This is a genomic window from Sphingobium sp. UBA5915 (assembly GCF_002431195.1).
GTDB lineage: Bacteria > Pseudomonadota > Alphaproteobacteria > Sphingomonadales > Sphingomonadaceae > Sphingobium > Sphingobium soli.
This window is the reverse complement of the sequence record NZ_DJDV01000089.1, coordinates 1-11,920: the sequence shown is the minus strand read 5'-3', so window position 1 is coordinate 11,920 and position 11,920 is coordinate 1. Positions and strand designations below refer to the sequence as shown.

The window sequence follows — 11,920 nt, the reverse complement described above, 5'->3', positions numbered from 1 at the left end:
TTACAACCCGTTGATCGCCGCGAAGGGATCATCGCTCGCATCCTGATTCCAGCGATATTCAGCCCGGTCGGCAACCCATTGCGCCAGCACCTTGCCATAGAGCTTGGCGATCAGTGCGAGCGCCATGTCGGTGCCGGCGGACACCCCCGACGACGTGATGAAGCGGCCATCCTCGACCCAGCGCGCATGGGGCACCCAATGCACCTCCTTGCCTTGCGCAGTCGCCCATTGCCACGCCATCTTGTTGCTGGTGGCGCGCACACCGTTCAACAGCCCTGCCTTCGCCAGCAGTCCCGATCCGGTGCAGACGCTCGCCACCTGCGGCGTCGCCTCCGCAAGCCGCTTCATCGCGCCCAGGAACGCCGAATTGTCGACCTCCCGCCGCGTGCCCGATCCGCCCGGCACCATCACAATGTCCAGCTTGGGCGCGTCGGCAAAGCTCACATCGGCCACGGTCTTGGGACCAGTGCGGCTCGCGACCGGCCCCGCCTTCTCGGCAATCAGCACCGTATCGACGCGGTCATTGATCATGCCGAACATTTCCAGCGGCCCGAACACATCGAGCAGCTCAAACCCCTCGAAAACCACCATGCCCAGCGTCTTGCGCGGCCCTTGCGGCGGCACCGGCGGCGTGCCGGTAACGGGCGTGGCGGCGGTCGACGGGGTCGGCGCGGCCGCCATCAGCGCGGACCCGATGAGCAGGTCGCGGCGCGACGGGGTGATGGGCGGCATGGGCATGATCGCATCTCCTTTCCTTCCTCAACGATTGGCGGATCAGAAACCGCGATCCTCTTCGCGGTCCCCTCCGCACCCCTTGTACACGCCCTGCGCAAAGGCGATCTGCACCCGGTCGGACCAGAGCGCGTCGCTCATTCCGTCACTGCACGGCCCCTCGCTGATTGTCATGGTAAAGCCGTCGCCCAAATAGCGCAGCGACTTGCTGTCCATTTCCTGGCGCACGCCGTAGTGGAGAGGCGGCGCATCAGGCCGCTCCAGCACCGCCGTCGCGCCCCGCACGGTTACAGCCCAAAAGGGTTCGGTGCCAATGGCGCGATAGTCGGACGGAGCCGGATCGCGCGCTGATGTTCCACGTGAAACCAAAGGCTTGGCCGGTGGCGCAACCGCCGTCGATCTGTCGCGTTCGCCGTCGGACTTTGCGGGCTCCATGGTGATCGGCGCGCGCACCACTTCCGCTTCGCGCTCGATCCCGGCCGCGTTCACCACTGCCCTCGGCTCGTCCCCACACCCGGCCGACAGCGCCAGCAGTGGCAAGGCCGCCAGCCTCATCCCGCCACCGCCTCGCGTCGGAAGCAATCTGCCGCATGGTCGTTCACCAGCCCCGTCGCCTGCATCCAGGCATAGACGATCGTCGGGCCGACGAATTTGAAGCCGCGTTGCTTCAGATCCTTGGAAATAGCCTCCGACAGCGCCGTTTTTGCCGGAAAGGATCGCCCATCATTGCGGATCGGCTGCCCGTCCACGAACGCCCAGGCATAGTCCGCGAAATCCTCGCCGGAATCGCGCATCGCGCCAAAGATGCGCGCGCCGGCAATCGTCGCTTCTATCTTCGCGCGCGCCCGCACGATGCCGGGATCGCCCATCAGCCGCTCGACATCGGCCGGGCCGAACGCCGCCACGCGGTCTGGATCGAACCTGGCAAAGGCAGCGCGAAAGGCGTCCCGCTTGCGCAGGATGGTGATCCAGGACAGCCCTGCCTGAAACCCCTCCAGCATCAGCATTTCCCACAACATGCGGGAATCGCGTTGCGGGACGCCCCATTCGTCATCATGATAGGCGCGATAGAGCGGGTCGGTGCCGCACCAACTGCACCGGACCGGCTCCATCTCAAACGTCCAGATTGGCGACGTTCAGCGCATTGTCCTGGATGAACTCGCGGCGAGATTCGACCACATCGCCCATCAGCTGGCTGAAAATTTCGTCGGCAATGTCCGCCTGCTCCACCTCGACGCGCAGCATCGACCGGTTGTCGGGGTCCAGCGTGGTTTCCCACAATTGCTCGGCATTCATCTCGCCAAGCCCTTTATAGCGCTGGATCGACAAGCCCTTCCGCCCGGCGGCCAATATCGCCTCCAGCAGATCGCTGGGGCTGGTGATGGTCGCGCCCTTGGCGGGGGCCGCCGGCAGGTCGTCCTCGCCCGCATCTTCCGCCGCCTGCGCCGCCTTGGCCGAAACCAGCCGGCTGATGCTCTGGTAGCTCGCCGCTTCCTCGCTGGCGATGGTGTGCAGCTTGCGCGCTTCGGCCGACCCGATGAAGCCACCCTCGATCATGTGGTGATCGGTGACGCCGCGCCACAGCCGTTCGAAATGGAAACCGCCCTCTTGCGCGATGCGGCCCGACCAGCGCCCTTCGGCATCATGCGCGCCCAGCCAGGTCACGGTCGCGGCCAGCCGCTCGGCCTGGCTTTCCTTCGACAGTTCCGGGTCGAGCGCGCCATTGATGCTCAGCGCTTCAATGATCTGCGGATTATAGCGGCGCGGCACATAGCGCATGACCGCGCGCATCCGCCGCCCATGCTCGATCAGGCCGCGCAGGTCATCGCCGCAGCGGGCGCCGCCGCCGGTTTCCAGCACCATCGTCTCGACGCCATTGTCGACCAGATATTGCTCCAGCGCCGCCTCGTTCTTAAGGTAGACTTCCGACCGGCCCCGGCTCGCCTTGTAGAGCGGCGGTTGCGCGATGTAGAGATGCCCCGCCTCGATGATCTGCGGCATCTGGCGGTAGAAGAAGGTCAGCAGCAGCGTGCGGATATGCGCGCCATCGACGTCGGCGTCGGTCATGATGACGATCTTGTGGTAGCGCAGCTTTTCCAGGTTGAAATCGTCGCGAATGCCCGTGCCCATCGCCTGGATGAGCGTGCCCACTTCCTTGGACGACAGCATCCGGTCGAACCGCGCGCGCTCGACGTTCAATATCTTGCCCTTCAATGGCAGGATCGCCTGATTGTGGCGATTGCGCCCCTGCTTGGCCGAACCGCCGGCCGAATCACCCTCGACCAGGAACAGTTCGGACTTGGCCGGGTCACGCTCCTGGCAGTCGGCGAGCTTGCCGGGGAGTGACGCGATGTCCATCGCGCCCTTGCGCCGGGTCAGTTCGCGCGCCTTCTTCGCCGCCTCACGCGCGGCGGCGGCGTCGATCACCTTCTGCACGATCATCTTGCCGTGCGCGGGATTTTCTTCCAGCCACTCGGCCATCTTGTCCGCCATCAGGCTTTCGAGCGGCTGGCGCACTTCGGACGACACCAGCTTGTCCTTGGTCTGCGACGAGAATTTGGGATCGGGAAGCTTCACCGATACGATCGCCGTCAGCCCCTCGCGCATATCCTCGCCGGTGAGGGACACCTTCTCTTTCTTGAGCGCGCCCGACTTTTCCGCATAGTTGTTCAAGGTGCGGGTCAGCGCCGCGCGGAACGCGGCCAGATGCGTGCCGCCGTCGCGCTGCGGGATGTTATTCGTGAAACACAGCACATTTTCATAGTAGCTGTCGTTCCATTCCAGCGCGACGTCGATGGTCACATCGTCGCGCGTGCCCGCGATCGCGATCGGATCGGGCATCAGCGCATTCTTGTTGCGATCCAGATATTTGACGAAGGCCGCGATCCCGCCTTCGTAGAACAGCTCGACTTCCTTCTTCTCCTCATGCCGCGCATCGACCAGAAACAGGCGCACGCCGCTATTGAGGAACGCCAGCTCGCGATAGCGATGCTCAAGCTTGTCGAAATCATATTCGGTCTGGTTCTTGAACGTGCCGCCATCGCCGGGCGCCTTCTCGGTCGACGCCAGGAAAGTGACGCGCGTCCCCTTCTTCCCTTCTGGCGCGTCGCCGATCACCTTCAGCGGCGCGGTCGCATCGCCATAGGCGAAGCGCATATAATGTTCCTTGCCGTCCCGCCAGATATTGAGGTCGAGCCATTCGGACAGGGCGTTGACCACGGATACGCCCACGCCATGCAGGCCGCCCGACACCTTATAGGCGTTGTCGTCTGACGTATTTTCGAACTTCCCGCCCGCATGCAGCTGGGTCATGATGACCTCGGCCGCCGACACGCCCTCTTCCTTGTGGATGCCGGTGGGGATGCCGCGGCCATTATCCTCGACGCTGACGGAGCCATCGGGGTTGAGCGTGATGACGATCCTGTCGCAATGACCGGCCAGCGCCTCGTCGATCGCATTGTCGCTGACCTCGAACACCATATGGTGCAGGCCGCTGCCATCGTCGGTGTCGCCGATATACATGCCGGGCCGCTTGCGCACGGCGTCCAGACCTTTCAGCACCTTGATGCTGTCGGCGCCATAATCATTTTTGTTGCTGCTATTCAGGGGTTCTTCGCTCATGCCAAGCCTATAGGGAATGCGCCTATGAAACTAAAGCGAAACATGGCGTCTTTCCCCCGCGTGCCGCCCGGTCTATCACGCTTTCCATGCGCATTGTCCCTGCCCTGATGCTGGTCCTCGCCGCCTGTTCGCAAAGCAACGACGTCTATGAGGAATTGCCCAACAGTTCGCTCGCCGGCGCGCCGCGGGAGGTGGTGCCCGACAGCCGGATCGAATCCACGCTGGCGCGGCCGGTGACGATTGGGGAGGATGGTCCGCGCCTCGACGCTTGCGGGGTGATGGGGCAGGTGACGCGCGCGGGCGGCAATGGCCTTGCCTTGCGCGCCGCCCCCTTCGCCGAAGCTAAAAGCGTCGCAACCCTGGCGGAGGGCGCGCGGCTGCATGTCTGCACCCGCAGCATCGACCAGAAATGGCTGGGCGTCGTCGTGCGCCCGACACCGGCGGAGGGCGACAGCGCTCCGCCCCTCGATTGCGGCGTATCGTCGCCGGTGGACCGCAAACAGGCCTATGAAGGGCCGTGCGCCAGCGGCTGGGTCGCGAGCGCCTATGTCCGGCTGATCGCGGGATAGGCGCGGGCCTGCCCTTCGCCAAAAGAGCCAGCACATGGCTTGTCCCGGCCCCTGCGCCTCGGCTAGAGCCGGGGGCAACGCTTTTACGGAGACCCTTGTGGCCTACGCGCTTTATCAGATCATCGTCATCCTGCTCGACGTGCTGTGGTGGATCATCATCATTCAGGCGATCATGAGCTGGCTGATCGCCTTCAACGTCGTCAACATGGGCAACGACTTCGTGCGCACCGTCATGGTCGCGCTCGACCGGATGACCGCGCCCATCTACAACCCCATTCGCCGGGTGATGCCGGACCTTGGCGCGCTCGACCTGTCGCCGATGGTGGTGCTGCTCGCCATCCTGATCATCCGCCAGGCCATATTGCCGCCGCTCTTCGGCTTCGTGTGACGGCCTGGAGCCGATCGGGCGCGGATCTGCTGCTGGCGATCCGCCTGACGCCCGGATCGGCCCGGCAGGGGATCGGCGGCGTCTGGCGTGATGACAGGGCCGCGCCGTGGCTTACCGCAAGGGTGCGCGCAGTGCCGGAAAAGGGCCGCGCCAACACTGCGCTCATCGCCCTGCTGGCGCAGGCGCTGGATTGGCCGAAAAGCGCGATTATGCTGGAATCGGGTGATAGCAACCGGCTAAAGCGGCTGCGGATCATCGGCGGCGGCGGGGCGCAGGACCGACTGGTGGCCTGCATCGAACAGTGGATGGAACAGATATGAGCATCGGCAAGATCATCGACGGCAAGGCGTTCGCCGCCAGCCTGCGCGAACGGATCGCGCAGGCGGTCCCGGTTTTCGTGGAACAGGCGGGACGTAAGCCGGGCCTGGCGGTCGTGCTGGTGGGGGAAGACCCGGCGAGCAGCGTCTATGTCCGCTCCAAGGGCAAGATGACGGTCGCGGTCGGCATGGACAGTTTCGAGTTCAAGCGGCCCGCCACGATCGGCCAGGACGATCTGCTCGACCTGATCGAGGAACTCAACCAGGACGAACGGGTCGACGGCATCCTCGTCCAGCTGCCGCTGCCCGACCATATCGACGAAGCCGCCGTGATCGCCGCCATCGATCCGGCCAAGGATGTCGACGGTTTCCACGTCGTCAACGCCGGCCGCCTCGCCACCGGGCAGGAGGCGCTGGTGCCCTGCACGCCAATGGGCTGCATCATGCTCCTGAAGGATGAACTGGGCGACCTCAGCGGCAAGGAAGCGGTGGTGATCGGCCGCTCCAACATCGTCGGCAAGCCGATGGCGCAATTGTTGCTCGCCGAAAACGCGACCGTCACCATCGCGCACAGCCGCACCCATGATCTGGCCAGCGTCGTCCACCGCGCCGACATCGTTGTCGCCGCCGTGGGTCGCCCGGAAATGATCAAGGGCGAATGGATCAAGCCCGGCGCGACCGTGATCGACGTGGGCATCAACCGCGTCCCCGATGACGAGGACACCGGAAAAAGTCGTATTGTGGGTGATGTCGCCACGGCCGAGGCGCTGGCCCATGTCGGCGCGATCACCCCCGTTCCCGGCGGTGTCGGGCCGATGACCATTGCGGTCCTGCTGCGCAACACGCTGGTCGCCGCCCACGCCCGCGCCGGGCTGGCGAAGCCGGACGGCCTGTGAGCGCGCGGCTCGCCCTGCTGGCGATCGGTGCTGCGGCCCTGGTCGCGGCGCGCCCGCCAATGCGCTATCAGCCCGATCCCAGCTCCGTGATCGCCGCCGAAATCGCCTTCAACCGGCTGGCGCAGGACAAGGGGCAATGGACCGCCTTCCGTGAAACCGCCGCCGACGATGCGGTGATGTTCGTGCCCGACAAAGTGCTGGCGAAAGACTGGCTCAAGAAACAGGCGGACCCGCCGGCATCGGTCAACTGGTCGCCCTCCACCGTCTATGTCTCGTGCGACGGGCGGCTCGCGGCCAGTACCGGCAACTGGAAGCGCCCGGACGGATCGGTCGGCTATTTCACCACCATCTGGCGGCGCGACAAGAAGGGGCGCTGGCAGTGGATCCTGGATCATGGCGACACGCTCGCCACGCCGCGCCCAGCGTCCGATATCCTGTCGGGCAAGGTCGCCACCTGCAAGCGCGCCACCCGGCCCGACGGCCCGCCCGCTAAGGACGGCAAGGACGCACCGCCCGCCGATGACAGCCTGCTCTGGACCGCTGAAGTCGCCCCCGACAAAAGCCGCCGCGTCACCGTCCGCATGTGGACGGGCGCGGCCTATGAAACCGTCATCGACGATAACGTAAAGGCCGGATCATGATCGCCCTGTTCCTGTCCGCCTTCGTCACCTTGTTCGTGGTGATCGACCCGCCCGGCTGTGCGCCCATCTATGCCAGCATCACAAACGGCGCCAGCGCGGCGCAGCGCCGGGCCATGGCGGTGCGCGCGGTGGGCATCGCCGCCGCGATCCTGCTGGTCTTTGCTTTGTGGGGCAAACAGTTGCTCGGCATGCTGGGCATCGAACTGGACAGTTTCCGCATTGCCGGCGGCATCATGCTCTTCATCATCGCGATGGACATGGTGTTCGAAAAGCGCACCCAGCGGCGCGAGGACCGGGCGCAGAAGATCGCCGATACGCCCGAGGTGGAGGATGTCTCCGTCTTCCCCATGGCGATGCCGATGATCGCCGGGCCGGGGTCGATTGCGACGGTGATGCTGCTGATGTCGCGCACCGACGGCTTGATCGAACGCATGGTCGTGCTGGGCGCGGTCGTCGTGACGTTGCTCCTGATGCTTGGCGCACTGATCGCCGCGGGGCCGCTGATGGCGCTGCTGGGGCACAAGATCGAAGCGGTCATCACCCGGCTCCTGGGCGTGCTTCTGGCGGCCCTGGCGTCCCAATTCGTGATCGATGGGCTGAAAGCCAGCTTCTGACCCCGCGCTCGATCGTTGAATGAAAAAGGGCGACCCGTCTGGGCCGCCCTTTTTCTTGTTACCGCTTGCCCGCAAACCAGCTGGCGAGCGGGGCCTTCAACCGTTGCCGCGTTTCGACCCGCGTCTTGACCGACGCGATGGCGCGGTCGACGACCTTGCGCGATTCCGGCGTCAGATATTGGGTGGCATAGGCGTCCAGCTTGGTCGCCATCGCCGGGTCGGCCGAACCGCCACCCAGCCGCGCGAGCGCCTGGCTGCGCGCCGACACGTCGATCAGCGCCTCATATTGCGCCCGGTGCGCCAGCACGAAGTCCACCGCCTGCATCGGATGCGCATAGCCGACCTGGCCGATGATCGCGGCGCTGGTGGTCTTGCCCGGCTCGTCGGTCAGCGCCAGGTCCAGCGCCTGCGCTGCCAGCTTTTCGTCGCGCGCACCACCCAGCAGCGCATAGAGCGTGCTCTTTTCCAGGTCGGTCTTCGCCCCCTTGGCCATGGCGCGCAGTTTGTCCCAGGTCGCCTGATCGGCGTTTTTGGCGATGATGCCCAGCCACACATTGCGCAGCGGGCCGTCCAGGGCGGTCGGGTCGCTGTCCAGCGCGGCGAAGCGGCGATTGGCTTCGGCCACCACGGCCTTGTCGCCCATGTCGCCCAGCGTCGATATCAGCGCGGAGCGCAGCACCGGCACCTGCGATCCCTCACCCGCCTTGGCGTCATAACCGATCGTGCTGAGGACAGGCGTCAGCTTGCGCGAACTATAGGCGACGACCCGGTCCTGCGCGGCATTGTCGCCATCCAGCATGTCATAAGCACTGCCCAGATAGCCGGGAACTTCGGCCAGCACGGCGGGACTGGCGCTCGCTGGCACCGCGTCGACCAGATCGAGCGCCAGCCCGATCGGCTGATATCCGCCTAGGCCCAGCGCGAAATTGTCGGCCAGCAGGCCGGTCTGGTCGATGCTGGCCAGATTGGTGAAGTCCTTGGCCAGCGCCTTCACATTGGCTTCCGGGTACAGCGAGCGATAATAGCCCGTCTGGCCCGCATTGACGACATAGGCGCCGCATCCGGGCAGCGTGACCTGTCCCTTGCCCTGCAGGATCAGGCGCTGCGCCTCGCCACCGATCGTCTGCGCCTTGACCGGCACGTTCCAGCTGAGCGGCGTTTTATTCTTCTGGTCGCGGCTAAATTCCCCCTGGCTCAGGGTCAGGACGGTCTGCCCGCCCTTGCACTGGGCGCTGTCCACCTTGACTAGCGGAATGCCTGGCTGGCTGGTGAAGTCATGGGCAATGCTGACCAGCCCCTTCGCGCCCGCGCCCTCGACCGCCTTCCACAGGTCGTCGGTGACGGTGTTGCCATAGGCATGGGCCTTCATATAGGCCTGAATGCCCGACTTCCACGCATCCTCGCCGGCATAGCCTTCCAGCATGGTGATGACCGCTTCACCCTTCTGATAGGTGATGGCGTCGAACGCCTGATTCACCTGATCGACGGTGGTGATCTTCTGCACGACCGGATGGGTGGTGGCGAGCGAATCGAGGCTCATTGCCGCCTCGCGCCCGTCAACGCGGGTCAGCAGCATTTCCCAGTCGGGTTGCAGCTTGTCCGTCACCTTGGTCGCCATCCAGCTGGCAAAGCCTTCATTCAGCCACAGATCGTCCCACCACGCCATGGTGACAAGGTCGCCGAACCATTGGTGCGCCATTTCATGCGCGACGGTTTCGTAAATGCGCCGCTTGGTCGCCTCCGACGTGAAGCGGGGATCGACCAGCAGCGCCCGTTCGAACGTGAAGATCGCGCCCCAATTTTCCATCGCGCTGAAAAACTGGCTCTGGCCCGGTCCCGCCACATTGTCGAGCTTGGGCAGAGGGAAGGGCACGCCGAAATAGTCGTTGAAATAGGGCAGGATGCTGGCCGACGCGTCGAGCGCCAGCTGCGCCTTGCCGCTATTGCCCTTGCCGGTGATGACGCCGACTTCGGTCTGGCCGGCCATCTTGGTGGCGCGTTCCAGTTCGCCCAGGCCAAAGAACAGCAGATAGGTCGACATTTTGGGACTGGTGCCAAATGTCACGCGGGTCTTGCCACCGCCCATGTCCGCCGTCGATTTGACCGGCATGTTGCCGACCGCCATCAGGCCCGTGGGGATGACGGCGCTCAGGTCGAATGTCGCCTTGTAGCTCGGCTCGTCCCAGCTCGGCACGAAACGGCGCGCATCGGGCGCTTCGAACTGGGTGAACAGCGCGCGCTTCGCCTGACCGTCATTATTGGTATAGTCGAGCGCGAAAAGGCCGTTCGCCTGTTGGTTGATGACGCCGGCATAGGCGATGGCCAGCCGGTAATTGCCCGGCGCGACCGGCTTGCCGAAATCGAGGCTGACGGTCTGCGCCTGCGCATCGACCGTCGCCTTGCCCTTGATCGCCCGGCCGCTCGACGGGGTCAGCGTCACGTCGCCAAAGCTCAGGTCGGCGGCGTTCAGCACCAGCTGCGGCATGGTCTGGCTGACGGTGACGTCAATGACGGTGTTGCCGGTGAAGCGCAGGTTGGCCGCGTCGGGCGTCACCTCGATCGTGTAATGGCTGGGCGCCGCACCGCGCGGCAACTGGGTCGTGATGCCGGCCGCCGGGCCGGTGGGGGCGGCGCTCTGCGCCAGCGCAGGCGTGGCAAGGGCGACGGGGGCAGCCGCGATCAGCAGCGGCAGGATTTTGGCAAAGCTCATGGGATGACAGACTCCGACACGTCTTGAAGGGCGGCATGAGATTGTATCTCTCGCCCGATGAACGCGGGATCAACCGTTTCGTCGCATCGGTCAAGCGATCACGCCGCGCAGCCCTGTCGTTGGTCGATGTCTGTTGCCCGTTCGTCAAACAAATGAGCGCGCCGGTCAGCCCCGTCCGCGATAGCCCGGCACGTCCTGCGGCGGCAGCCACATGCCCACCGGCGGTTCGCCGGACTGCCAGAAGACGTCGATGGGAATGCCGCCGCGCGGATACCAATATCCGCCGATGCGCAGCCAGATCGGCTGCATTTCCGTGAACAGCCGCTCGCCAATGCCCACGGTGCAATCCTCATGGAAACCGGCATGGTTGCGGAACGCGCCCAGGAACAGCTTGAGCGATTTGGATTCGACGATCGTGTCGCCGGGCGCATAATCGATTACCAGGTGCGCGAAATCGGGCTGGCCAGTCACGGGGCAGAGCGACGTGAACTCCGGCGCGGTAAAGCGTACCAGATAGGGGCGGCCGGGCCGGGGATTGGGCACATAGTCCAGGACGGCGTCCTGCGGCGAAGCGGGCAGGGCGCTGGCCTGGCCCAGATGAATCGGGGTCGTGGGAAGGTCGGTCATGACCGCGCATCTACGCGATCGCACGGCTGATGTCATCGCCGCGTATTGTTCACTTGCGGTTCAGTCCGTCTTGTGCCTTGGCTTGCCTATGGGGTCTCTTATTCGTTCGTTCTGGATTGCCGCGCCATTGCTGATGGCCGCGCCGCTCGCCGCGCAGGAAACGCAGCAGCCGAGCGGCGGATTTTCCCTTCCGCCGTCCCGCCCCGCGCCCGACCCCAATCGCCAGGGTCCCGAACTCGACGTCTATCGAGATCCGGTAACGCCGCGCGCCAATCCGCCCGTAACCGCTCCCTCCACAACGACGCCGGCCGTCAGCGCGCCACCTGTAACCGCGCCAACCGTGACGCCCCCGCGGGCCACGGTCCAGCCCGTGCCCTCGACCCCCCGGCAACAGGCGTCGCCGCCCCGATCGCAAGCGCCTCGCACAGCGCCATCGACCGAGCGCGACACCTCGACCCGCGCGTCCCCGCCGTCCGAACCCGTCGAGCCGGAACCACAGGCGTCGCCAACCCCATCCAACGACGCTGCGCCCGCCCCAGCGCCAGCGTCGCCTCCTGCGCCTGCGGAAAATGCCGCGACGCCGGATGTTGCCCGCGAACCACCGCCCGCGCCTGCCCCCCAGCAGGAAGCGTCAGCGCTATCGTGGATCATCGGCGTCGTTGTGGTTCTGCTCGCCATACTAGGAGCCATCCTCCTGCAGCGCCGTCGCCAGTCGACCGACGCAGCGCGCGCTCCCGCAGTCCCCGCGCCCGAACCAGCCGCCGCACCCCCGCCGGCGCTCCCGCAGCCTTCCACCCCGCCGCCC

At 65.5% G+C, this 11,920-nt stretch carries 12 protein-coding genes and 1 pseudogene; 7 read left to right on the top strand and 6 right to left on the bottom strand.

Annotated features, from left to right (window positions below; translation table 11 throughout):
• The 4 genes from B2V90_RS15240 to gyrB are packed head-to-tail and all read right to left on the bottom strand — an operon-like array spanning position 1 to position 4,353.
• Positions 1-738: a DJ-1/PfpI family protein gene (locus B2V90_RS15240; protein ID WP_228221400.1), complete on the bottom strand. Its 738-nt coding sequence runs from the start codon at positions 736-738 to the stop codon at positions 1-3.
• Between the two features lie 36 nt (positions 739-774).
• Positions 775-1,287: a membrane-like protein gene (locus B2V90_RS15235; protein WP_228221399.1), complete on the bottom strand. Its 513-nt coding sequence runs from the start codon at positions 1,285-1,287 to the stop codon at positions 775-777.
• The gene (locus B2V90_RS15230) at positions 1,284-1,844 is read right to left on the bottom strand and encodes a DNA-3-methyladenine glycosylase I (protein ID WP_228221398.1); all 561 of its coding nucleotides are present in this window, start codon (positions 1,842-1,844) and stop codon (positions 1,284-1,286) included. The genes B2V90_RS15235 and B2V90_RS15230 overlap by 4 nt, the downstream gene beginning before the upstream one ends.
• 1 nt (position 1,845) lies before the next feature.
• Positions 1,846-4,353 (bottom strand): DNA topoisomerase (ATP-hydrolyzing) subunit B, encoded by a 2,508-nt coding sequence (gyrB, locus tag B2V90_RS15225; protein ID WP_228221397.1) that lies wholly within the window; start codon positions 4,351-4,353, stop codon positions 1,846-1,848.
• An 86-nt stretch (positions 4,354-4,439) separates the two neighbouring features.
• Here gyrB and B2V90_RS15220 point away from each other — a divergent pair, with 86 nt between their 5' ends.
• The 6 genes from B2V90_RS15220 (at position 4,440) to B2V90_RS15195 (ending at position 7,778) form a co-directional block, all read left to right on the top strand.
• Complete coding sequence (locus tag B2V90_RS15220) at positions 4,440-4,922, top strand: hypothetical protein (protein ID WP_228221396.1); 483 nt, start codon at positions 4,440-4,442, stop codon at positions 4,920-4,922.
• Between the two features lie 97 nt (positions 4,923-5,019).
• The gene (locus tag B2V90_RS15215; RefSeq protein WP_009823262.1) at positions 5,020-5,310 is read left to right on the top strand and encodes a YggT family protein; all 291 of its coding nucleotides are present in this window, start codon (positions 5,020-5,022) and stop codon (positions 5,308-5,310) included.
• Positions 5,307-5,630 (top strand): DUF167 domain-containing protein, encoded by a 324-nt coding sequence (locus B2V90_RS15210; protein ID WP_009823261.1) that lies wholly within the window; start codon positions 5,307-5,309, stop codon positions 5,628-5,630. The genes B2V90_RS15215 and B2V90_RS15210 overlap by 4 nt, the downstream gene beginning before the upstream one ends.
• A complete protein-coding gene (gene folD, locus B2V90_RS15205) occupies positions 5,627-6,523 on the top strand; it encodes a bifunctional methylenetetrahydrofolate dehydrogenase/methenyltetrahydrofolate cyclohydrolase FolD (protein WP_009823260.1) in 897 nt (298 codons plus the stop codon). Before B2V90_RS15210 ends, folD begins: the two co-directional genes overlap by 4 nt.
• Positions 6,520-7,164: a YybH family protein gene (locus B2V90_RS15200; protein ID WP_228221395.1), complete on the top strand. Its 645-nt coding sequence runs from the start codon at positions 6,520-6,522 to the stop codon at positions 7,162-7,164. Before folD ends, B2V90_RS15200 begins: the two co-directional genes overlap by 4 nt.
• Positions 7,161-7,778: a MarC family protein gene (locus B2V90_RS15195; protein WP_009823258.1), complete on the top strand. Its 618-nt coding sequence runs from the start codon at positions 7,161-7,163 to the stop codon at positions 7,776-7,778. The genes B2V90_RS15200 and B2V90_RS15195 overlap by 4 nt, the downstream gene beginning before the upstream one ends.
• 58 nt (positions 7,779-7,836) lie before the next feature.
• Here B2V90_RS15195 and B2V90_RS15190 read toward each other — a convergent pair whose 3' ends face one another.
• Positions 7,837-10,488, bottom strand: a complete 2,652-nt coding sequence (locus B2V90_RS15190; RefSeq protein WP_228221394.1) for a M1 family metallopeptidase — start codon at positions 10,486-10,488, stop codon at positions 7,837-7,839.
• A gap of 165 nt (positions 10,489-10,653) precedes the next feature.
• On the bottom strand, positions 10,654-11,115 hold the full coding sequence (gene queF / locus B2V90_RS15185) for a preQ(1) synthase (RefSeq protein WP_228221392.1): 462 nt from the start codon (positions 11,113-11,115) through the stop codon (positions 10,654-10,656).
• 88 nt (positions 11,116-11,203) lie between these two features.
• Here queF and B2V90_RS15180 point away from each other — a divergent pair.
• Positions 11,204-11,920, top strand: a pseudogene (locus tag B2V90_RS15180) (hypothetical protein); the annotation flags it as partial.

Excerpts from the sequence above, each read along its gene's own strand:
- B2V90_RS15190 (WP_228221394.1), bottom strand. The coding sequence starts at position 10,488 with ATGAGCTTTGCCAAAATCCTGCCGCTGCTGATCGCGGCTGCCCCCGTC.
- B2V90_RS15230 (WP_228221398.1), bottom strand. The coding sequence starts at position 1,844 with ATGGAGCCGGTCCGGTGCAGTTGGTGCGGCACCGACCCGCTCTATCGC.
- B2V90_RS15240 (WP_228221400.1), bottom strand. The coding sequence starts at position 738 with ATGCCCATGCCGCCCATCACCCCGTCGCGCCGCGACCTGCTCATCGGG.
- queF (WP_228221392.1), bottom strand. The coding sequence starts at position 11,115 with ATGACCGACCTTCCCACGACCCCGATTCATCTGGGCCAGGCCAGCGCC.
- gyrB (WP_228221397.1), bottom strand. The coding sequence starts at position 4,353 with ATGAGCGAAGAACCCCTGAATAGCAGCAACAAAAATGATTATGGCGCC.
- B2V90_RS15220 (WP_228221396.1), top strand. The coding sequence starts at position 4,440 with ATGCGCATTGTCCCTGCCCTGATGCTGGTCCTCGCCGCCTGTTCGCAA.
- folD (WP_009823260.1), top strand. The coding sequence starts at position 5,627 with ATGAGCATCGGCAAGATCATCGACGGCAAGGCGTTCGCCGCCAGCCTG.
- B2V90_RS15195 (WP_009823258.1), top strand. The coding sequence starts at position 7,161 with ATGATCGCCCTGTTCCTGTCCGCCTTCGTCACCTTGTTCGTGGTGATC.
- B2V90_RS15235 (WP_228221399.1), bottom strand. The coding sequence starts at position 1,287 with ATGAGGCTGGCGGCCTTGCCACTGCTGGCGCTGTCGGCCGGGTGTGGG.